Genomic DNA, 22,319 nt, shown 5'->3' with positions numbered 1-22,319 from the left:
GTGCCACACCATAAGCAACTAAACACGGCGAAAAGCCGGTGTTTTTTCTCAAACCCCCACAAAAAATGAGGGGGATATTACAGCCAAAACCTCACTTCTACCGGCAACTTTTGGCTGATAAATTTGCTTGAGTGTGACAACATATAAGAGAAAGCACAGGGTGCGAATGACCTTTATCTCGCACGCGGTGCGAACAGGTGCACAGCGATTGCACTGGCAGCCTTGTTTGCCGAGTAATTGCGGCACAACCACCAAACAAGAGAGGTTGGATAGTGGCTCCTTCATCAGCTAATGACCACCACGTCCTCAGCGCACTCACCAACGGATTGAAAGATATCGATCCCGAAGAAACCGGCGAGTGGATTGAATCTTTTGACGAACTAGTAGAAAAGCACGGCACCGAACGTGCGCAGTTTATTGTTCGTTCGCTTTTGCAGCGTGCAGGCGACCAGAGCATCGAAGTTCCCATGGTCACCACCACTGACTATGTAAACACCATCCCCGTTGACCAGGAACCCGAGTTTCCCGGTGACGAGCAGATTGAACGCCGCTACCGCGCATTCATGCGTTGGAACGCAGCAATGATGGTTCAGCGTGCACAGAAACCGCACATCGGCGTTGGCGGACACATCTCCTCATACGCTGGTCAGTCGACCATGTACGAAATCGGTTACAACCACTTCTTCCGCGGACGCAACCACCCCGGTGGCGGCGACCAGATTTTCTTCCAGGGTCACTCATCACCCGGTAACTACGCACGCGCCTTCCTTGAAGGCCGCCTGACCGAAGAAGACCTCGACGGTTTCCGTCAGGAAAAGACCAAAGAAGGTCACGCGCTTCCTTCATACCCGCACCCCCGTAATATGCCTGAATTCTGGCAGTTCCCGACCGTGTCAATGGGTATTGGTCCGCTCAACGCAATTCACCAGGCACAGTTCAACAAGTACCTGCACAACCGTGGCATCAAGGACACCTCAGAACAGCACGTTTGGGCTTTCCTTGGCGACGGCGAAATGGACGAGCCCGAGTCACGCGGCGCACTCCAGCTTGCCGCTAACGACAAGCTCGATAACCTGACCTTCGTTGTCAACTGCAACCTACAGCGCCTTGACGGCCCCGTTCGCGGTAACGGCAAAATCGTTCAGGAACTCGAAGCATTCTTCCGCGGTGCCGGCTGGAACGTTATCAAGGTTCTGTGGGGACGCGAGTGGGACACTCTACTCCAGAAGGATAAGAGCGGCGAACTCGTACGCATCATGAACGAAGCTCTCGACGGTGACTACCAGACTTACAAGGCAGAGTCCGGTGGATTCATTCGCGAGCACTTCTTCGGTCGCTCACCTGAGACCAAGGAACTCGTTGCAGATATGACTGACGACGAGATTTGGGCAATGAAGCGCGGCGGCCACGATTACCACAAGGTTTACGCAGCATACAAGCGCGCTATGGAAACCAAGGGTAAGCCCACCGTTATCTTGGCTCAGACCGTTAAGGGCTACGGTCTTGGTCCCAGCTTCGAGGGTCGTAACGCAACCCACCAGATGAAGAAGCTGACCATGGATGACCTCAAGGCATTCCGCGATCACTTGCGTATTCCTATCTCTGACGAAGAGTTGGAGAAGGATCTCTACAACCCGCCGTACTACCGTCCGGCTGAGGACTCTGAAGAGATGAAGTACCTCATGGCTCGCCGTGAGGAACTCGGTGGTTTCGTTCCCGGTCGCCTCAACGAGCAGAAAGAAATCACTCTGCCTGGCGAGAAGGCATACAAGGGTGCTAAGAAGGGTACCGGCAAGCAGATGGCCGCTACCACCATGGCATTCGTTCGTTTGCTCAAGGACCTCATGCGTGAGAAGGACTTCGGCGACCGCATCGTCCCGATTATTCCCGATGAGGCTCGTACCTTCGGTATGGACTCCTACTTCCCCACCGCTAAGATTTACAACCCCAACGGTCAGAACTACACCGCGGTTGACCGCGAGCTGATGCTGGCATACAAGGAATCACCTGAGGGTAAGATTCTGCACGTTGGTATTAACGAAGCTGGTGGCGTTGCAGCAATGACTGCAGTGGGTTCATCCTATGACACCCACGGTGTGCCCATGGTTCCCGTTTACATCTTCTACTCGATGTTTGGCTTCCAGCGCACCGGTGACGCTTTCTGGGCAGCTGGCGACCAGTTGACCCGCGGCTTCATTATCGGCGGTACCGCAGGTCGTACTACCTTGACCGGTGAAGGTCTGCAGCACATGGACGGTCACTCACCGATTCTGGCTTCGACCAACCCCTCAGTCATCCACTACGACCCCGCATACGGTTACGAGATTGCTTACATTGTTGAGCGCGGTCTCGAGCAGATGTACGGCACCAAGGATGAAGACCACAACGTCATGTACTACCTCACTGTGTACAACGAGCCGATCGTTCATCCGGCCGAGCCCGAGAACCTTGACGTTGACGGTGTTATCGGTGGTATCTACCGCCTGAAGGAGGCAGAGAACGACGGTCCTCGCACCCAGCTTCTCGCATCCGGCGTGGCAGTGCCCTGGGCACTTGAAGCACAGGAACTGCTCGCAAAGGACTGGGGCGTTTCAGCAGACGTTTGGTCCGTTACTTCATGGACCAAGCTACGCCGCGACGGCATGGAAGCAGAGCGTACCTCATTCCGCACCTCAGGTAAGGAAAACCCGGTACCGTTCGTCACCAAGCAGCTCGAAGGCGCAACCGGCCCCGTTGTAGCAGTCTCAGACTTCGCATCAGATTTGATGGATCCCATCCGCCAGTACGTACCGAACGAATTCGCAACTCTCGGTGCAGATGGCTGGGGCTTCTCAGATACTCGTGCAGGCGCACGTCGCTTCTTCCACATCGATGCACACTCCATCGCGGTACGTGCACTCCAGATGCTGGCTAAGCGCGGCGAGATCTCTGCAGACATCCCCGCTAAGGCTTACGAAAAGTACCAGCTTGATAGCATCCAGGCAGGTTCTTCAGGTAACGCTGGCGGCGACGCGTAAGGCTAACTTTTAGTCTGCTATAAAAAGCGATGGCTCCCACACTGTGTGGGAGCCATCGCTTTATGTGTATCACTGTCTATAAGCCCAGTACGAATACGCGAGAATATCCCGGGTGATTACCTGTAAATCTGATGATATTTCGCTCTAAAGACTGACTAGTTTGCACTTATCAACAGCAGATTGACTAGAGTAGGTTATAGGTTAGAACCAACACTATTGCACAGAAAGTGACACTATGATTGCGCTTGTTAGCCCAGGTCAGGGATCTCAGAAACCGGGCTTTCTGAAGGAATGGCTTGATGTAGAGGGTGTTCGCGAGCATTTCGAGCAGCTCTCAAAAGCTGTGGATATTGATCTGATTCATTACGGTACTGAAGCCGATGAAGAAACCATTCGCGATACCGCGATCGCTCAGCCACTGATTGTTGCTGCTGGTATCGTCACCGGTCAGCTCTTCAAAAAGCAGGCGAATCTTGATGAATCAGAAATTATTTATGCTGGGCATTCAGTTGGTGAAATTACCGCTGCCGCCCTTGCCGGTGTGTTGTCTGAAGAAGACGCCATGAAGTTCATTAAGGTACGCGCTCAGGGCATGGCACAGGCAGCCGGTAAATATGACAGCGGCATGACTGCCGTTGTGGGCGGTAAAGAAGACGAAGTTCGCGAAGCAATTGCAGCTGCCGGTCTGACTCCTGCGAATATCAACGGTGCCTCACAGATTGTCGCTGCCGGTAGCATGGAAAACCTAGCTAAACTTTCAGAAAATCCTCCTGCACGTGCTCGCGTCATTCCGCTGAAGGTCGCCGGTGCTTTCCACACCGATTTCATGCAGGACGCTGTAGCCCCCTTGCGTGATATTGCAGGCTCTCTCACGGCATCAGACCCCAAAGGCATCCTGATTTCAAACTTTGACGGTAAAGCAGTTGAATCAGGTTCCGCAGCGCTAGAATCCTTGGTCGCCCAGGTGACGCGCCCCGTACGCTGGGATCTGTGCATGGAAACCTTGTTGGAGCATGAGGTCTCAGCAATCGTTGAGCTCTCCCCCGCCGGCACTCTCGTTGGCCTTGCTAAGCGAGGCATGAAGGGCGTTCCCGCATCCGCCATCAACTCACCCAGCGACATCACCACAGCTGCTCAGTCCCTCAACGCGTAGGAATACCTTTTTAAATGACAACACTTGCTCAAAACCCCATTAACCAGTACTCACGTATCCTCAGCTATGGCGCATCCCGTGGAAACACCATCGTTCCCAATGATGACCTGGTTGAAAAAATTGATTCTTCAGATGAGTGGATCCGCCAGCGCACCGGTATCGCAACCCGCCACCGCGCAGATGAGAACCAGTCAGTCACTGATTTGGCTGTAGAAGCAGCTAAAGATGCATTGCACAACGCATCCCTGACCGGTGCTGATATTGATGCAGTTATCTGCTCAACAATCACGCATCCTTTCGCCACTCCGTCATTGGCTGTACTGGTAGCTGACGCTATCGATTCGCGATGCCCTGCCTACGACATTTCTGCCGCATGCGCTGGTTTCTGCTACGGAATAGCTCAGGCCGATGCACTGGTTAAAGCTGGAACCGCACGAAATGTGCTGGTAATCGGTGTCGAAAAACTCTCTGATTTTATTGATGACACCGAACGCACCATTTCATTCCTGCTGGGCGATGGCGCGGGTGCAGCAGTTGTTTCTACCTCAGACACCCCCGGCATCTCACCAACAGTGTGGGGTTCAGACGGTAGCCGATTCGACACCGTAGGTATGACACACTCAATGCTTGAGATTCGCAACCGCGATTTTGTGGCTCATCCCGTTCAGGAAGGTGAGAAGATTTGGCCGACTTTGCGCCAGGACGGCCCTTCCGTCTTCCGCTGGGCAGTATGGGAAATGGCAAAGGTTGCAAAGCAGGCCCTGGAAACCGCAGGAATCACCGCTGACGACCTCGGCGCACTGATTACCCATCAAGCCAACGAACGTATCATCGATCAGATGGTCAAGACGCTCAAGCTTCCTGAAACCGTGGCTGTAGCCCGCGATATTGTAGATGCTGGTAACACCTCAGCTGCATCGGTGCCTCTGGCTGCCCATCGTCTCTTGCAGGAGAACCCAGAACTTTCTGGAAAATTCGCTCTGCAGATTGGCTTTGGTGCCGGTCTAGCGTTTGCAGCGCAGGTTGTAGTACTCCCCTAACTCAAGAGATTTTTGAAAATTATCACTATAATTTTCAAAAGCCCCGTAGCGTATGTACCGTATTTAAAGAAGCTCACGGGATAAACTCATGAGGAAGTCTTTTTACCGGCAACCTACCGCGTAAAAAGTCGCTTTCGTATTAGACGAAAAGATGAGAGCCGGTTATAAAAAGCCGGCCACAAACAACAGAAGGAGCCTTCAATGGCTAGCAAAGAAGAGATCCTCGCAGGTCTGGCAGAAATCGTCAACGAAGAAACCGGTGTTGAGCAGTCAGACGTACAGCTCGACAAGTCATTCACCGAAGATCTGGACATCGATTCAATCTCAATGATGACCATCGTTGTAAACGCAGAAGAGAAGTTCGACGTCACCATCCCCGACGAAGAAGTTAAGAACCTCAAGACTGTTGGCGATGCAGTAGATTTCATCGAAAACGCTGGTAAGTAATTCAGCCGTTTTTATCGTGGGCGCGAGGTTTCACTATAATTCTCGCGTCCACGTTTTTCATATAATTTCGCTTTAGATGACAACCTCAGCACAACCAGAAAGCGTAGCTATGACCCATAAAGTTGTGGTAACCGGCCTCGGTGCGTTTAGCCCCCTCGGCGAAGATGTACCTACTACCTGGAAGAACGCCCTCGAAGGCGTATCAGGCGTAAAGACTATTGAAGAACCGTGGGTTGAAGAGTACGGCATTCCCGTAAGCTTCGCGGCACAGGTCGCTATCGACCCCACTGAGTCTGAGCGTTTGAGCAAGGTAGAAGCTAAGCGTCTTGATCCTTCAGGCCAGTTCGCCTTAATCGCAGCGCGCGAGGCGTGGGCCGATGCTGGTTTTTCTGGTGAAGACGCCGATTCAGCTGAGGAAGTCGACTCCGAGCGCACGGCGGTAGCTTTTGGCACCGGTATGGGCGGTGTGTGGACGCTTCTGGATGCGTGGGACACCCTGCGCGAAAAGGGCCCGCGTCGTATGCTTCCGATGACTGTTCCGATGTTGATGCCCAATAGCTCAGCTGCAGCAATTTCAATGAACTTGAAGGCACGTGCGGTTGCTCAGACGGTGGTCTCTGCGTGCGCTTCTTCAACCGAAGCCATGGAAATCGGTGTTGAGCTTATTCGTTCGGGCAAGGCCGATGTTGTAGTTGTCGGTGGCTCTGAAGCAGCTATTCACCCGATGACTATCGCAGCTTTTGCTAAGATGCAGGCGCTGTCCACCCGCAATGACGATCCCACGGCAGCGTCGCGTCCTTACGACACCGAGCGTGATGGCTTTGTCATGGGCGAAGGCGCAGCGGCTTTGATTATCGAATCAGAGGAACACGCAAAAGCTCGCAATGCACGTATTTATGCTGAAATCGCTGGCACCGGTGCTTCAGCTGACGCTTACCATATCACTGCCCCCGATCCTAGCGCCCTCGGCGCTACTCGCGCTCTGCGCGAAGCTCTGGAAGATGGCAACATTGATCCGGAGCAGGTTGTTCACGTCAATGCGCACGCAACGTCAACCCCCGTGGGAGATATCCCCGAGTCCTTGGCGCTTCGCGAGGTGTTTGGTGAGCACACCAAGGATGTTGCTGTTTCTGCGACCAAGTCTATGACGGGTCACCTACTCGGCGGCGCTGGCGCTATTGAAGCTGTGTTCACCGTTCTGGCTGTGCACCATCGAAAAGCTCCTTGCACCATCAACCTGAATGAACAGGATCCTCAGATTGAGCTCAATGTTGTAACCAAAGCGCGTGACTTGCCCGATGGCGAAATTGTCGCTGTATCAAACTCATTCGGTTTTGGCGGTCACAATGCTGTGATTGCTGTACGAAGTGTCTAGCGTTTAGCAGACTATAAAAAGGGAGTAGGAAAAATTTTTCCTACTCCCTTTTTAGCTAGCGAAAGTGCGGTATGACCGTTACAGAGGACAGATCGTGTGCTGCGCGTAACGGTTCCAGTTCGGCGTCCCACGCCTCACCTAAAGCCAGCGAGAATTGCTGGTAAAGCCTTTCGGGGTTGTTTCCTGCCACTTCATACGCGCGCTTGATATGTTCCTCCGTCAGAACAAAATTACCGGCACGATCTGTATGAATATGAAAAAGTCCCAGAGAGGGTGTGTGCATCAGCCGAGAAGAGTCTGTGGAGGCAGTACCGTGTTCGGTGACTTCAAACCAAAGGTTCTGCAACTTATACAGCGCTGATGACACCTTGGTTGATGTACCTGCAGGGCCTTTCCACGGGATGTTAGCGCACCAGGTTCCCTCGCGTGTTGGTTGAGGTTTCCATCGTATGTTCAGCTTTTCTTCTAATGCTGATTCGCATGTCCACTGCACATGCGGTTTAAGTGCAGCGCTCACACAGTGAACGAAGATGATGCCTGAGGTTGTGTTCACGAATCCAGCTTTGGTTGGTAATGACTAGGCACGCGGGTGTGCCCCTGCGTATGTTCCAGCCAGTCTATCAATAGAAACATGGGTGTAGATTTGGGTTGTTGCTAAGGATGAGTGACCTAGTAGCTCCTGGATGCTTCTGATGTCCGCGCCACCTTCCACGAGGTGAGTAGCCGCTGTGTGACGGAAGACGTGCGCTCCACTGGCATTGGTGTTGTCTAGCTGTCGCAGTAAACGAGTGAGATCCTCACGTATCTGTCGAGGGTTGGCTCGCTTGCCCTGAGGCCCGATAAAAAGTGCCTCTATAGTTGCAGAAGTTTCGTGAGGAAACCACTGCGGACGTCCTCTCATCACCCACTGGTTCAGCGCATCCATCGCCGGTTTGCCAAAGGGTACGACGCGTTCTTTATTGCCTTTGCCGATGACGCGCATCGTAAGATTTTCGCGGTCGATACTTGAAAGGTTTAGACCGGTGAGCTCGGAGATGCGCATTCCCGTGGCATAGAGTAGCTCAACCACAGCAATGAGACGCAACAACTTTGCATCGCGAGGAGCCAGTTGCAGTTGCTCTTGCAAAGATGTGAGCAAAGTTTCCATGTGTTGTTTGCTCAAAACCTCGGGAAGATACTTGTTTTTTGCAGCTGTTGCGAGCGCTAATGAAGGGTTTTGGGTGATGAGCTGTTCTTCTTCTGCCCAGCTAAAGAACGTTCTGAGCGAGGACGCACGTCGCGCCATAGAGCTTCGGGCAGAGTTCCCTGCGTAATGGGTTCCCAACCATTCGCGCATATGTTCAATGGTGATTTCTTCAAGCTCCATCACGCCGTGGCGCTTGGCGTAGCCCAAGAAGCGGGTGATGTCTGAAACATAGGCGCGGATGGTTTGTGGTGAACGGTGTTTTTCGTAGGTCAGAAACCTCTCGAAGGCTCTAACTGCTTGAACGTAGGCTCTGTGGTAGGCATCTTCAGCGGGCTCGGTCAGCACAAGAGTATCTGGCAATTGTGGTTGCTCAGGCATGGGTCACCGACTTTCACCGTTGAGTACGCTTATTATTCTTTTTCCATTGTAAGTTGTCAGTATCTTGCACAGCGAGTTCTTGGTGTCTGAGCTTCCCCAGTATTTTCATGACTTCTCGGGCTGAGTGGCCCGTCACTGAACAAAGCTCTTCAATGGTCATGGTGCGACGTACTGGCAGTGCGTCCCAAATGATTTTTTCACCTTCGCTCAGCGTGTCTGTAATGTGTCCCTGATTTTCTAGTTCAAAAGCAGTAGTTTGCTGAAGAGCAGTATCTGTGCCCACAAAATTTTGAACCAGCTGATCTGCGTTGGTTAGTACAGTAGCCAGATTATCGCTGAGCAACCGGTGGCAACCTTCTGAATTGGGGCTAAAAATTGAGCCGGGAACAGCATAGACATCTCGACCAATTTCCATCGCGTGATGGGCGGTGTTGAGCGCACCGGAGCGCCATCTGGCTTCGACAATGACAGTAGCTCGGGCGAGACCTGCGATGAGCCGGTTACGTTGCAAAAACCGCCACCGGGTGGGATTTTGTCCAAGCGATACTTCAGAGAAAATCAATCCGTTGTCGATGACCCGCTTCAGCAGGATTTCGTTGTGTTTAGGGTAGAGAGTATCTATTCCTCCTGCCATGAGGGCGATGGTGGGCAGCTCTGATGTTCCATTTGCCAGCGCAGACTGGTGTGCCGCAGCGTCGATACCGAATGCGCCACCGGATATGACTGTCAGCCCTTGGGTTGCTAGGTCCCCGGCTATATGCTGTGTTGCCGTTGTTCCGTAGGCACTGATGTCGCGCGACCCCACCACGGCTACAGAACGGGATTCTTTGTAGCTTTTCAGTCGTCCTCTCTCGCCCCTGCCCCACAGTGCATAGGGAGCGCTGTAGCCAAAGTCGTTTACGCCAGCTGGCCAATCGGGATCTTCGGGGATGCACACCCATGCACCGATTTTTGACGCGAAATCCATTTCATATTCTGGGGTAGCAACAGCGGCGCGTTTACCCCATCGTGAGATTTTTTGTTGCAGTGATTCTAGGAAAGCATCTTTGTCTGATGTGATGCTCTCAGCAATCGCCTCTTTGAGGTGTTTATCGTTTAAGGTAGCTGATCCGCGAAGTAGCGCAGCAGGTAAGCACGGGCCAAAATTCTCAGTCAGATGCTGAATGGTTGGGTCCTCTGGGTCTGCGCAGCGCATCAGCGTTATTCGCGCTAGTCGTTTGTCATCAAACGATTGGTGCTCTGATGTGAGTAAGAATGAAGGATTGCTCATAGTGGTTCTTTCGTCTTTTGGTTTCACCAGCTTCACAGCTGTTTACTGGGCGCTTGTCGCCATGTGCCTGAAGTACAGTGCTAAGTCAAGGTGATCACTCGTAGGCGAGGTAGCACCTTCTAAATCAGCGATCGTCCATGCTGTTCGCAGTACGCGGTCGTAGCCTCGGGCTGTTAGTTTTCCTTGATCCATCGAGGCAGAAAGCTCCCGAGTGAGCTTAGAATCTAGTTTGAGTGGGCCTCTGAGAACTTTCCCGTTGGTATCAGCATTTGTCAGTAATCCAAATGGTTTCAATCGTTCTTGTTGCGCAGCTCGGGCTTGCTTTACTCTCTCTTTGATAGATCTACTTGGTTCGTTGTTACTAGAAGTTGCAAGCTCTACGGATGAAACCTTAGGGACTGTAATTTGCAAATCGATGCGATCAAGAAGTGGGCCTGAAAGCTTGCCGAAATAAGCACGTCGTTCTCTTGATGAACAAGTACAGTGCAACCCGCGTCCGGTGTTCAGACCGCAGGGGCAAGGGTTGCAGGCGAGCACCAGCTGAAAGCGCGCCGGATACTTGGCTTGCGCGGCTGCTCTGTCCAGGACGATTTCTCCGCTTTCTAGAGGCTGACGCAGTGCATCTAACACCGTTCTTTTGAACTCCGGGGCTTCATCTAAAAAGAGAACGCCGCGGTGAGCTTTTGAGACACTTCCCGGGCGTGGGATGCCGGTGCCTCCGCCCAAAATAGCGGGGGCCGAAGCACTGTGGTGAGGAGCCTCAAAAGGAGGTATGCGAATCAGTTCTTTGTACTGTCCTCCGCCGGAGGAGAGGGAATGAATAGCTGTTACATCCATCGCGCTGTGGTCATCGAGTTCCGGCAGAATTCCGGTTAGCCGTTCGGCCAGCATCGTTTTACCTGAGCCGGGAGGACCGTTGAGCAGCAGATGGTGACCACCAGCCGCAGCGATTTCTAGAGCGAGGCGTCCTTCGCTTTGGCCAGCAACGTCTGCCATATCGGGGGCTAGTTGCAGATTGGGGGCGGAATGGGGTTTAGCTTTTTCTACTGTCTTGGGATATTTCACTGTATGGGCATCTGCACCGAGGGCAACAAAAACTTCAGCTAAACAGCTAAATCCGCTGATGGATGCGCCGCTGACCAATTGAGCTTCTTCAACGTTTTCTGCAGGTACGACCACCGACTCAAAACCAGCATCAACGGCAGCTTTTACAGCGGGCAGGATTCCAGGAACCGATCGGATAGACCCATCTAACCCTAGCTCACCCAGGTATACGGTCTTTCCACTGTGTTTGATCTCCCCCGCTGCCTGGAGCGCAGCGACCACCATAGCAAGATCAAAAGCTGATCCCTTTTTGGGCAGTGTTGCCGGTGTCAGGTTGACGGTAACTTTATGCTGCGGCAACGGAATCCCAGAGTTTTTGGTCGCTGAGCGGACGCGGTCTTTTGATTCGTTCAAGGCAGCATCGGGTAATCCCAAAAGAACGAAGCCGGGCAACGCATTTGAAATATCGGCTTCTACTTCAACCATGTGACCGGTAATCCCAACCAGCGCAACGGAGTATGTACGGGCAAAACTCATGGTTTACGCCACCGCCTGCAAATGTTCAAACGTGAAATTCTCAGGTGTTCCCGTAATTGCTACAGCATCAATTCTCATACTCAAAAAGTCGGTTGTTTCTTTATGAGTACACCACGAATATGCCAGAAATTTCAGGCGCTTAGCTTTATCTGCTGTGATAGCTTCGAAAGGGTGACCGAAGCTATCGGTTGTTCTGGTCTTGACTTCGACGAACACCAGATTCATCTCAGCATCTAAGGCGACGATATCAATCTCGCCTTTGAAGGTTTCCATGCCCTCGACAGGCTCCGGCCGCCAGTTGCGCTGGATGATACTAAAACCGTGCTGTTGCAAAACGACGGCAGCTAAGTCTTCGCCCCAGCGTCCTACATGGGTGTGAGTTCGCATCACAGTGGTTCCTTTACTTTTACTTGTTCTCTCACCCAAGTTTTATCGCAAAGAATCTCAGCTCAACTCACTTTTTGTAAATCTGTGGATAAAACACCGCTTTAAATGAGTTATCCCTATAAGACGGTGTCCACAGTTGGCGTGTGTCCACAATCTTGATCAATCAGCCAGAAGAAACAAAAAGCCCCTGTCGGTGATGAGACAGGAGCTTTTAAAATTTATGAGGGCGGTGGAAAATCTGGCATATCTGGAATAGTGAGATCTTCTCGCTCACTTTTTTCCTCGACATTGACATCGTTCAGAGAATACACGTGGACGCTTTTGACAAAACGAGATTTGCGGAAAATATCCCATACCCACACATCGTTCATGGTTACATCAAAGTACAGGGAGTCCCCCGCAGTTTTGGGAGTAACCTCTACCTTGTTAGCCAGGTAAAATCGGCGGTCTGTTTCAACGATATAAGAGAAGAGATCTGAGACTTCTTTGTACTCGTTGTACAAAGCCATCTGCGACTCTGTCTCGTAGTTTTCAAGTTCCTCGTTACTCATAACCCTAGTTTCGCTCGGTTAATATGTGCGGTGTGTAATTGTTCAGGGGTAACACCTAAATTCCATGACAGACGGTGAAGTACCGTCGGACCTGATTCAGCTAAAGAAGCTCGGTGGACTGAGCTACCGTACCCTTTATTCTTGTTCCACTCGTACTGAGGATATTGGGTGTGAAGCTGATCCATGAGAGTATCGCGTTCAATCTTTGCCACCACAGACGCCGCGGCAATAGATGCGCAGATAAAGTCGCCTTTGATGACGGTCTGAACAGGTAAATCGTAGGGCGAACGGCCTTTCCAAGCATCTGCCAATAATTGCTGATAAAGCTGTTCTTTGTCGTCCAATGCCCCCAGCAAATCAGGTTCAGGTGATGTCAGCCAATCGTGTTTGCCATCCAGCAAAACAAAGTCAGGACGCGCCCCGGCAGCAACTACCTGAGCCATTGCACGCTGAGCTGCCAGACGCAGGGCTAATGTCATTCCTAATACATCAATTTCACCGGGCTGAGTGTGCCCAACTGCGGTTTTCGCCCACTCGCGAATCTGCGGTGCCATGTCTTGACGAACCTTAGCTGATAAAGCTTTGGAATCAATAAGTCCTTCAATAACCAAAGAATGCTCAGCAGAAACCACGGCAACCCCGACGCTAACCGGTCCGGCGAGCGAACCGCGTCCTACTTCATCAATACCGGCAATCTGGGTAAATCCGCGTGCAAAGATCGACTTCTCAGTCTCTAGCGTCGCACCCGAAACTTGTTTTGGCATTACTGGCCCGCAGGTACGTTAGCAAATACGTCGGATGCACCGTGCACAAACTTGAAATGATCAAGAGGCCACGCCACCACAAAAACTTCACCCACAACATCGCTGTCGTTCACAAAAGCGGTGTTCTGTTCAATGTGGTAGCGAGAGTCAGCTGAATTGCTTCGGTTATCACCCATCACAAAGTATGAATTTTCAGGAACGATCACATCGAAAGGAACCTCTGAAGGTGCTACGCCTTCGCGAAGATAAGGTTCATCAATAGCCTGACCATTGACGGTCACCTTGCCATCGGCGTCGCAACATACCACGCGGTCACCGCCCACACCAATGACTCGCTTGACCAAATAATTCTGCGAAGAATCAGGCAACACACCAATGAAAGACAGTGCGTTTCGCACAGGATTCTGCGAAGTTTCAGATTCAGGCATCCAGTTCTGGGTATCTTCAAAAACAATAATGTCACCGCGTTCAGCTTCGCCAAACATAGAACCAGCAACATTCACAAATACGCGGTCGTTAATCTCAAGGGTATTGAGCATAGACCCCGACGGAATGAAGAATCCGCGAATGATGAAAGATTTTAAAACAAACGCAATCAGCAACGCATAAAAAATAATGAGCAGAAACTCTTTGACTTGCTCACCAAAAGTTTGGGGCTTTTTCTGCTTCTTAGAGCCGCTTGCCTCTTCAGGAGTTACGCCACTTGCGGGTGCAGGTTCGTTCAGCGGGTTGTGTGCTGTAGAGGCCATAATCTATGACTGCTTTCTGTTGGGAAGCGGGTAACGCGTCCATTGTAACCGGGCAAGGTGTGAAATTTACTGAGTATTGGCTTGTGATTCAATGCGTCCAGCACGATTAAGTGGCCAAATAATGCGGGTGGGTTCGCCGATAATCTTTTCGGTTTTAATAAATCCTCCGCCGGGGGCACCGATGAGTGCTCTAGAATCAATTGACACACTACGGTGGTCGCCCATCACCCAGATGCGTCCCTCTGGCACAGTAACAGTAAAACGATCAGTCGATGCGACATCAGTGCCAAAGATATACGGTTCATCTTGGGGTACACCATTAACTATGAGCTTGCCGTTCGCATCGCAACAGGCAACCGTATCTCCAGCAACACCGATAACGCGCTTGACATATACAGTGTCTGATCCAGCTAGACCAGCCCACTGCCCTGCCTCTTTGAGAGGGTTGCGCAAAAAGGCGTTACCCGGAACATATTTATTAAAAGAGCCGGTGCCATCAAAAACTACGATATCGCCGCGCTCAATATCGCTCGTGTGTCCGGTAGGGTTCACCAGGATGCGGTCACCCGGCTCGAGCGCCGGCTGCATTGAATCCGATGGAATGTAATAGAGATCTACGATGAAAGTTCTGATAACGACCAGAGCTACAAATGCTAAAAGTGCCGCAATAGCAAGCAGGCGCCAACCCCTAACAAAGGGCTGACGCCTGCCTTCTACGGGCTCTGCTTGATCAAAAGCATCGCTCATAGAAACGAAAAATTTAGCTTTCGCGCTTTTCGCGGATGCGAGCTGCCTTACCGTGGCGATCACGCATGTAGTACAGCTTCGCACGGCGTACGTCACCGCGGGTCAACAGTTCGATCTTTTCGATAACGGGTGAGTGAACCGGGAAGGTACGCTCTACGCCAACGCCGAATGAAACCTTGCGGATGGTGAAGGTTTCGCGAACACCTGCGCCCTGACGACCTACAACGTAGCCCTTGAAGACCTGAACACGTGAGCGGTTACCTTCAACGATGTTTACGTGAACGTTGAGGGTGTCGCCGGGTGCGAAGTCAGGAACGTCGTTGCGAAGTGACTTGTTGTCAATGAAGTCAAGAGTCTGCATTGAGTTATCTCCATGGGTTATCTGCCGCAGGTCAAATAGCCCATACATGCGACGGCGCAATGTCTGAGTCAAAACGCTAGGTTTTGAAGACTGATGTTGCACCGAAGAGGTTTTCTACTTACCCCCTGTATTTGACAGTGAGGTAAGGCTCTTGCGTGTTGTGGCCGCTCTTCCCCCTACGGCAGGGGCGTACCCACACAAGAACACAATCTAAAATTATGGCACAGCTGTGGAGCTTTAGCCAGAACTTTACTGCTTTGAAACACCCGGTCTTGAATGATGCGTTCATCACGCTCCGGTGAGGTGTGAGCCTTATTGCTTGGTCTCAGCAGGCTGCACCTGGGCCTTACGAGCCGCATCCTCAGCTACTCGGCGTTCATGGGCGATGCGTCGGGCCTCTTTTTCTACCCTGTTGCGCTGTGCCCTCAGCTCGTTGAGAAGCTTTCGATCTTTTTTGTCCCACCCGTCTTCAGGGTAGGTTTCGATCATGTCAAAACGCCGCGCAAAGGTACGCTCAATTTGTTGGTCGCGACGCCAGCGAGCAATAGCAGCGTGATTTCCCGAGAGCAGGACGGCAGGTACTTCCCGCTCTCTCCACACCGAGGGCTTGGTGTACACCGGGTACTCGAGTAACCCACCGGTATGTGATTCTTCGTCTAAGGATTCAGGGTTGCCCATCGCCCCGGGAATCAAACGGGTTACGGCTTCAATCATTGCCATGACGGCAACCTCTCCCCCGTAAAGCACATAGTCGCCCAAAGACACGGGCATCACACGAAAATGATCTTCTGCCCAATTCAGCACGCGTTCATCGATGCCCTCATAACGAGCGGGAGCAAAAACAATATGATGTTCTTGCTCTGCTAGTTCATAGGCCTTTGCTTGGTTAAAGACCTTGCCAGCGGGTGAAGGAACAATTAGCAAAGGGCGTGCGTCATGAGGTTCTGCATCCGCAGTAACAGCGGGTTGGTTGGAGAGCGCAGAATTCAAAATGGAGTCTAATGCCAACCCCCATGGTTCTGCTTTCATGACCATGCCCGCTCCCCCTCCGTAAGGGGTATCATCCACGGTCTTGTGACGGTCGAACGCAAAATCTCGTAGATTGTGCAAGTTCAACTGCACCAACCCAGATTCCTGTGCCTTGCCTAGCAAGGACAGACGCAATGGCTCTAGATACTCCGGAAAGATAGTGACGACATCGTAGCGCACTTAGGCGTCCTCGCCCTCTGAATGCTCAGCCAGTTCAAGCAAGCCTGCCGGCGGGTCAATCAACACGAAACCTTCATCGAGATCAATTTCGGGTACGAGTTCTTCTACCATAGGAATCATGACTTCCTCGCCATTAGGTGCTAGCTCGACTAAAAGAAGGTCTTGAGTAGGCATCGCCTGTAATCCAGTGACCTTGCCTAGGGCCTCTCCACTGGGTAGCTCGCCTTCAGGAACCTCAGAGATGAGGTAAACGGGCAGGTCCACCACATCGTGTTCGTAAAAGCTGGTGTCATCTTCATCAAGGCTGGAGTCAAACTCAAGGTGTGAATTACGCAGAACCTCAGCGTCATTTCGACTCTTCACCTCGTCGAACTTCACCACCAGGATTTTCTTGTTCCAGCGGGAGGACGCAACAGTCAGCTCACCGCTAGGCACCAGCTTTCCTACGGCCGAGCTCGCATCAAAATCTTGGATGCTCAATACCTCGCCGGCCGCAAAACGAGCCTCGGGGTTATCGGTGAACAGCTGGACCGTCACCTCACCACGGATACCGTGGGGCTTGCCAATACGAGCAACCAAAACGTGCACGGAAAATCTCCTTTAAATTCGCGCTATCTACTTTCATCATTGTAGCGTTCGAACATTTTCACGAAAAACGGATAAAGAAAGGGTGGGTTTCGGTGCAATACCGAAACCCACCCTTTATAAAGCTAATCTTGTTAGCGTCGGCGGTCTGTGTCAATCACATCCACGCGTACGTGGTCACCGCCGGAGATGGCGTTGATAACGGTGCGTACGCTATTAGCGGTACGTCCCTGACGCCCGATAACGCGACCGAGGTCTTGGGGGTTGACGCGAACCTCAAGGGTTTCACCGCGGCGAGTGCTACGGGCGCGAACCTCTACGTCATCCGGGTTGTCAACGATTCCCCGAACCAAGTGTTCGAGAGCATCTGCCAACATCTTATTCAGCTGCTTCCTCTGAAGCTACTTCTTCAGCAGCCTCTTCTGCGGGAGCTTCCTCAGCCTTAGCTTCTTCCTTAGGAGTGATAGCTTCGGGGAGGATTACTGAACCCTTTTCGGGAACAACAAATTCGGGCTTAGCTTCAACGGGCTTAACAGTGTTTTCTGCCTTTTCACCCTTAGCTGCCTGCAGATCACCGGTCAGCTTGAGCAATGCTGCAACCTGCTCGGTGGGCTGAGCGCCAACGCTGAGCCAGTACTGTGCGCGTTCTGAGTTGATCTCGATGCGTGAAGGGTTCTCGGTCGGGTGGTACAGACCGATTTCTTCGATAGCCTTGCCATCACGCTTGGTGCGTGAGTCAGCTACAACTACGCGGTAGCGAGGATCGCGGATTTTACCAAAACGCTTCAGACGAATTTTAACAGCCACTGTAGTGGACTCTCCTGTTTCATATTAATGGTCGAATTTTTGCCTTACGCTCCCGTGGGGCGGGCCGTTTAACAAAAACTCTGTGGACACAATGAACGCCCGGTGAGAGGGGCCGAGCGCACTGGGTACGCATAGTAGTATGCCAGAGATAAAGGCCTTAATCTAGGTGAACGCGAAAAACACCCGTGTGAAATAGGCGATTTTTTGATTATCTGCCCAGATGAGGAGAGCCACAGATCGTTCAAAAAATTCATGGGTTTTGAATCATCAGTGACTCTCCGCGCTTTAATCTCAGGTTTACTGGCCGAAGAACTTACGCAAGTACTTTTTCGCGCCGTCTTTTGCTTTGCCCTTTGCTTGGCTTGCTTTACGGTGCGCTTTCGCTCCCCAGGCAGTGGAATCTAATGCTTTTCTAATAGAGTCAGTGGGGGTTTCTCCCGTGACTTCACCGAGATATTTAGTGAGCATCTTGTCACTCGCCCGGTCGTCAGCCGCATCCTGCTCAGCCCTCAGCTTCTGCAAACGGTTGAAAGTACGCGCCACAATCAGCTCGGTTAGTCCAGAACTTGCCAAGGCGGCAGAGGCAAATGAAGTACCTCGTGCTGGATTGCCCTGCGCCCTACGGCGAGCCGCAATAAAGGCAAGGACGCCAGAGGCACCTAATTGTGCCGCTCCGTCAACAGTAAGAGTCCAAGGACGATCCATGGCAGCACGTTGCGCTGTTGCCAACGCAGAATCTCCACTCGGGTAGGAGGTCACAGACTCGGCGATAGCTTTCATGGTCGACATATCAGGCGCGAAACTCTTAAAACCTGTAAACGTTGAAATATCAGCCCTACCCTCTGCCACTTTCGCGAGATCATCGGTATGACCTAAAAGTTGCAACACTGATTCCATGCCCAGGTCTGACTCATAGTTCTCCACGTAGTTGCGAAGTCGCTTGGAGGTGGGGTCATCGAGTCCGTACACCCATGTCAAGTTGTCAATCTCATCGTTCATATGCACAAAGTTCAAGGGCTCCGGCAGCATACCTGGAAGCAACCACAAAGTATCCAGCGCAACCGAACCTTGCGGGACGTGGCGGGTCAGTACTTTGGGAACACCCCATACAAGGTCAATCACTACGCCGCTCTCAGTGTCGTCACCTGGTACACCAACGACCTTCTGCATCCAATCACCCCATGTGCCTTCATCATATTCAGGAGCAGCTACAGATGATGAACTACCGGGGAAAATAAATGACAGGTGATGCGAATTTTCAGTGACGGCGGCAACGACGCAAGGACGCTGCAGGTATGACACCAAGGACAAGACAGAAACCGCATCGCTGGTGACCAGCGTCCACCCGTGATCTGTAGGTGCCGCGTCAATGGGGTTGAGCAACGCAACCTGGGCGATATGCAAAGCAAGCTCGCCCATCTCAATTTCAATAAGTGCCGAAACTTTGGCATCTGCATTTAGGGTCAGTTCTTCCCCGATTTCAGTGACGGGTGCAGATACCGTGTATGACTGCTGGTCAGCACAGATGCCCCCGCGCGTGGGAAGCTTCTCTATCAGTTCAGCAGCGAAGAGCTCGAAAGGTGCCCCCTGAGAAAGCTCGCCTTTCTCGTTAACTTCGACAGTCAAAAGCTCCTCATCAGCTTCGGTGCACAGAACGTAGACCTCAACATGGTTCTCATCTGCCTCATAAACCATTAGCTGCGGCATATCGACGCTTGCCAGTAAGAGTTCTTTCACTACATCATCACTGGTCGCCTCAGTAATACGGCGCTCTAATTCCTGGTCAATGCGTTCTTCTTCGGAAAGTTCCGTCTCAGAATCATCAGCTGACGCCACTGTAGGAGGTTCAGACATCTGCTCAGACTGATCGTGCGCTTCTACAACATCTTGAGCAGTCTGAACTTCTTCGCTGTCGTCATCCAACAAAGCCGCAAGCTCATCTACGTTCTTTGTTTCACACAGCTTTTCAAAAAGTTCAGCAGTCAGATCAACATAATCAAGCTTTTGAATATCAGACTCGCTCGGAAGTCCCTGCACACTTTTCAGCGCGCTAATCATCTGCTGAATCTCCTGACGGATGACATCAGCTGGATTTTGCGTATCTTCTACAACTTCTTCAACTAATTCATAGCCCAGCGGACCAAAGTCCAAACTAATACGCGCCCATGAAGTCTCGAACTGCCCCTGGGGGAAATTGGGGTCAAAGTTACGATCAGACATGTTGTGTGTTCAATTCCTTTTCAAAAGCATCAGCGGTTGTTAGTCAACCTGGTCGGACGCGACCTCTACTACTTCGCCGGTTTCTAAAGCCCGGTAGCAAGCACTGAGACGGTTTGCGAACTCCCGACCAAAATAAGATTCTAATTCTGATTCTGCTACCCACCGGTATTCGGTGAGCTCTTCTTCTTGCAAAGTGATGGTTGCGTGTGAGCCGATGACGCCACCGTCATAGATGTAATAGGTGGAGTCACCCCAGATACCCATCTGCAAGCCGTGGAAAATCAGGAGCACGCGTCCTTCTGGTAGGGTAAGCCCCACTTCTTCTTCGACTTCTCTGAAGCAGCCAGTTTTCGGGGATTCGCCTTCTTCAACTGTGCCGCCGGGAAGAGTCCAACCGTCTTTATAATTGGGCTTCACCGCAAGCATCCTGTTGTGCTCATCTCTGATGAGAGCGGCAGCGGCAAGTCTGCGCGTGGGCAACGTTGCAATGAACTTCACGAGTTCCTCGTGGGATAGATACGAACTCATAACCACTCCTTGCCTCAAAATAGGGGTATTTACCGGCCTTTCGAGCTTCTGCGCTCCCCGATAAAACACTACCTACCCAATGTACCCATACAGGCTCTGAGACACTAGTTAAGACACTCTAAGCTTTCTGAGAGCGCAATCCATGCCGGGCATCAGCTCTTGCACCACAGTGCAACAGTGGCGGTAACTGTTGTCAGTTACCGCCACAGAGACTAGGCTATGCGTTAGCCAGGAACTAGTTGCCCAAGAACTTCTCAAAGCCCTTAGGCAGGTTCATATCGCTCATATCGAAGTCCTGGTTCTGCTGCTGGCCAAAGGAAGCACCGCGAGCGGCCTGAGCCTTCTGCTGTGCAGCCTGCTCCTGCTGAGCACGCTTTGCAGGGTTACCTGAGCCCTTCTTCTTTTTGTTGTTCTTAGAATTCTTCTTCTTAGAACCACCGGCTGCAGCCATACCGGGCATCTGCATGCCACCGGGCATACCGGGCATCTGGCCGTTAGCAAGTTTCTTCATCATCTTCTGAGCCTGCGCAAAACGCTCCATCAGCTGGTTTACCTCAGAAACGGTCACGCCCGAACCGCGTGCAATACGAGCACGACGAGAGCCGTTAATGATCTTGGGTGCAACGCGCTCGTGAGGGGTCATCGAACGAACAATTGCTTCGACGCGATCAATTTCTTTCTCGTCAAACTGTTCAAGCTGCTGACGCATCTGAGCTGCGCCGGGCATCATCATGAGCAGCTTTTTCATGGAGCCCATCTTGCGGATCTGCTGCATCTGAGCCAAGAAGTCTTCGAACGTGAAATCTTCACGATCAGCAAACTTCTGCGCCATGCGGTCGGCTTCAGCCTTATCCCAGGTCTGCTCAGCCTGCTCAATGAGCGACAGAACGTCACCCATATCAAGGATGCGTGATGCCATACGGTCAGGGTGGAACTGCTCAAAGTCAGTAACGTTCTCACCGGTTGAGGCGAACATGATGGGCTTGCCGGTCACCGACGCGACAGACAGCGCAGCACCGCCGCGAGCATCACCATCGAGCTTTGAGAGGACAACACCGGTGAAGTCGACGCCCTCGTTGAAGGCGTTAGCGGTGTTCACCGCGTCCTGACCAATCATCGCATCGATGACGAAGAGAACCTCGTGAGGGTTGATAGCATCGCGGATGTCGCGTGCCTGCTGCATGAGTTCAGCATCAACACCCAAACGGCCCGCGGTATCAACAATCACGACATCGTGCAGTTTAGCGCGAGCTTCAGCAACGCCATCGCGAGCTACCTGTACAGGATCGCCGGTCACTTCTTCAAATTCGCTGTTAACACCGGGGTGAGGAGCGAAAACCGGGACGCCTGCCCGCGAACCCACTACCTGCAACTGATTCACAGCGTTAGGACGCTGAAGGTCGGACGCCACCAGCATGGGGGTGTGTCCCTGCTTCTTCAGCCAGTGCGAAAGCTTTCCAGCCAAGGTGGTCTTACCGGCACCCTGCAAACCAGCCAGCATGATAATAGTCGGACCGGTCTTCGCCATGTTGATGCGGCGGGTCTGACCACCGAGGATGTTTTGAAGTTCCTCATTAACAATCTTGACGATTTGCTGTGAAGGGTTCAGTGCTTCTGAAACCTCGGCACCGAGCGCGCGCTCCTTGACGTGAGCAGTGAACTCGCGAACAACCGGCACTGCAACGTCAGCATCGAGCAGGGCACGGCGAATTTCGCGTACGGTAGCGTCGATATCCGCTTCTGACAGGCGGCCCTTGCCTCGAAGGTTCTGGAAAGTTGCGGATAACCGGTCTGAGAGTGAATTGAACACGAGTCGTGATCTACTTTCATCGATGGATAGTGGGGTCTACGCCCGCTTGTACATAAGTCAACTTCTAACAATATCGCATGAGCTTGCAGCATGCGAGAAGGGCAAAACGTTGGGAGTACACTCAAGTGCACGCAAGAGTTTGTAAGGCTTTGGC

Annotated in this window: 22 protein-coding genes; 5 read left to right on the top strand and 17 right to left on the bottom strand. The window is 52.0% G+C overall.

From position 1 onward, the window contains the following. Positions 1 to 272: 272 nt before the first annotated feature. The 5 genes from aceE to fabF all read left to right on the top strand — a co-directional run bounded on the left by aceE (position 273) and on the right by fabF (position 7,032). Positions 273 to 3,017: a pyruvate dehydrogenase (acetyl-transferring), homodimeric type gene (gene aceE / locus IDM49_RS05205; protein WP_228008201.1), complete on the top strand. Its 2,745-nt coding sequence runs from the start codon at positions 273 to 275 to the stop codon at positions 3,015 to 3,017. A 235-nt stretch (positions 3,018 to 3,252) separates the two neighbouring features. Beyond that, on the top strand, positions 3,253 to 4,170 hold the full coding sequence (locus IDM49_RS05200) for an ACP S-malonyltransferase (protein ID WP_190725262.1): 918 nt from the start codon (positions 3,253 to 3,255) through the stop codon (positions 4,168 to 4,170). Positions 4,171 to 4,184: 14 nt separating this feature from the next. Continuing rightward, the gene (locus IDM49_RS05195) at positions 4,185 to 5,210 is read left to right on the top strand and encodes a beta-ketoacyl-ACP synthase III (protein ID WP_190725261.1); all 1,026 of its coding nucleotides are present in this window, start codon (positions 4,185 to 4,187) and stop codon (positions 5,208 to 5,210) included. A gap of 201 nt (positions 5,211 to 5,411) precedes the next feature. Then, positions 5,412 to 5,657 (top strand): acyl carrier protein, encoded by a 246-nt coding sequence (locus IDM49_RS05190; protein ID WP_168615306.1) that lies wholly within the window; start codon positions 5,412 to 5,414, stop codon positions 5,655 to 5,657. A gap of 109 nt (positions 5,658 to 5,766) precedes the next feature. Then, positions 5,767 to 7,032: a beta-ketoacyl-ACP synthase II gene (gene fabF, locus IDM49_RS05185; protein WP_190725260.1), complete on the top strand. Its 1,266-nt coding sequence runs from the start codon at positions 5,767 to 5,769 to the stop codon at positions 7,030 to 7,032. Positions 7,033 to 7,087: 55 nt separating this feature from the next. Here fabF and IDM49_RS05180 read toward each other — a convergent pair whose 3' ends face one another. The 17 genes from IDM49_RS05180 to ffh form a co-directional block, all read right to left on the bottom strand. After that, positions 7,088 to 7,585, bottom strand: coding sequence for a DUF3145 family protein (locus tag IDM49_RS05180; protein WP_168615308.1), 498 nt, complete (start codon positions 7,583 to 7,585; stop codon positions 7,088 to 7,090). 24 nt (positions 7,586 to 7,609) lie between these two features. Next, a complete protein-coding gene (locus IDM49_RS05175; protein WP_190725259.1) occupies positions 7,610 to 8,596 on the bottom strand; it encodes a tyrosine recombinase XerC in 987 nt (328 codons plus the stop codon). 13 nt (positions 8,597 to 8,609) lie between these two features. Beyond that, positions 8,610 to 9,866 (bottom strand): DNA-processing protein DprA, encoded by a 1,257-nt coding sequence (dprA, locus tag IDM49_RS05170; protein ID WP_190725258.1) that lies wholly within the window; start codon positions 9,864 to 9,866, stop codon positions 8,610 to 8,612. A 42-nt stretch (positions 9,867 to 9,908) separates the two neighbouring features. Further along, the gene (locus tag IDM49_RS05165; protein WP_190725257.1) at positions 9,909 to 11,447 is read right to left on the bottom strand and encodes a YifB family Mg chelatase-like AAA ATPase; all 1,539 of its coding nucleotides are present in this window, start codon (positions 11,445 to 11,447) and stop codon (positions 9,909 to 9,911) included. Between the two features lie 3 nt (positions 11,448 to 11,450). After that, the gene (locus tag IDM49_RS05160; protein WP_168615330.1) at positions 11,451 to 11,834 is read right to left on the bottom strand and encodes a YraN family protein; all 384 of its coding nucleotides are present in this window, start codon (positions 11,832 to 11,834) and stop codon (positions 11,451 to 11,453) included. A 218-nt stretch (positions 11,835 to 12,052) separates the two neighbouring features. Next, positions 12,053 to 12,385: a DUF2469 family protein gene (locus IDM49_RS05155; protein ID WP_168615312.1), complete on the bottom strand. Its 333-nt coding sequence runs from the start codon at positions 12,383 to 12,385 to the stop codon at positions 12,053 to 12,055. Then, entirely contained in the window at positions 12,382 to 13,149 is a 768-nt protein-coding gene (locus tag IDM49_RS05150) for a ribonuclease HII (RefSeq protein WP_190725256.1), read from the bottom strand. Before IDM49_RS05150 ends, IDM49_RS05155 begins: the two co-directional genes overlap by 4 nt. Next, entirely contained in the window at positions 13,149 to 13,898 is a 750-nt protein-coding gene (gene lepB / locus IDM49_RS05145) for a signal peptidase I (protein WP_190725255.1), read from the bottom strand. Before lepB (IDM49_RS05145) ends, IDM49_RS05150 begins: the two co-directional genes overlap by 1 nt. Positions 13,899 to 13,964: 66 nt before the next feature. Beyond that, the gene (gene lepB, locus IDM49_RS05140) at positions 13,965 to 14,645 is read right to left on the bottom strand and encodes a signal peptidase I (RefSeq protein ID WP_190725254.1); all 681 of its coding nucleotides are present in this window, start codon (positions 14,643 to 14,645) and stop codon (positions 13,965 to 13,967) included. Between the two features lie 13 nt (positions 14,646 to 14,658). Beyond that, positions 14,659 to 15,006, bottom strand: a complete 348-nt coding sequence (gene rplS, locus IDM49_RS05135; RefSeq protein WP_168615316.1) for a 50S ribosomal protein L19 — start codon at positions 15,004 to 15,006, stop codon at positions 14,659 to 14,661. A gap of 312 nt (positions 15,007 to 15,318) precedes the next feature. Next, positions 15,319 to 16,215: a tRNA (guanosine(37)-N1)-methyltransferase TrmD gene (gene trmD, locus IDM49_RS05130; RefSeq protein ID WP_168615317.1), complete on the bottom strand. Its 897-nt coding sequence runs from the start codon at positions 16,213 to 16,215 to the stop codon at positions 15,319 to 15,321. Beyond that, positions 16,216 to 16,803, bottom strand: coding sequence for a ribosome maturation factor RimM (gene rimM, locus IDM49_RS05125; RefSeq protein ID WP_190725253.1), 588 nt, complete (start codon positions 16,801 to 16,803; stop codon positions 16,216 to 16,218). 131 nt (positions 16,804 to 16,934) lie between these two features. Further along, positions 16,935 to 17,177, bottom strand: a complete 243-nt coding sequence (locus IDM49_RS05120; RefSeq protein ID WP_190725252.1) for an RNA-binding protein — start codon at positions 17,175 to 17,177, stop codon at positions 16,935 to 16,937. A gap of 1 nt (position 17,178) precedes the next feature. Further along, positions 17,179 to 17,607, bottom strand: a complete 429-nt coding sequence (rpsP, locus tag IDM49_RS05115) for a 30S ribosomal protein S16 (RefSeq protein ID WP_168615320.1) — start codon at positions 17,605 to 17,607, stop codon at positions 17,179 to 17,181. Positions 17,608 to 17,904: 297 nt separating this feature from the next. Further along, complete coding sequence (locus tag IDM49_RS05110; protein WP_190725251.1) at positions 17,905 to 19,827, bottom strand: hypothetical protein; 1,923 nt, start codon at positions 19,825 to 19,827, stop codon at positions 17,905 to 17,907. 39 nt (positions 19,828 to 19,866) lie between these two features. Next, positions 19,867 to 20,355 (bottom strand): NUDIX domain-containing protein, encoded by a 489-nt coding sequence (locus tag IDM49_RS05105; protein WP_168615322.1) that lies wholly within the window; start codon positions 20,353 to 20,355, stop codon positions 19,867 to 19,869. 235 nt (positions 20,356 to 20,590) lie between these two features. Next, on the bottom strand, positions 20,591 to 22,165 hold the full coding sequence (gene ffh, locus IDM49_RS05100) for a signal recognition particle protein (RefSeq protein ID WP_190725250.1): 1,575 nt from the start codon (positions 22,163 to 22,165) through the stop codon (positions 20,591 to 20,593). Positions 22,166 to 22,319 lie beyond the last annotated feature (154 nt).

Origin of the sequence: Rothia terrae, assembly GCF_014705925.2 — a bacterium.
In the GTDB taxonomy this organism is placed as follows: domain Bacteria; phylum Actinomycetota; class Actinomycetes; order Actinomycetales; family Micrococcaceae; genus Rothia; species Rothia terrae.
The sequence above is the reverse complement of the archived record's forward strand: the minus strand, read 5'-3'. Positions and strand labels throughout refer to the sequence as shown.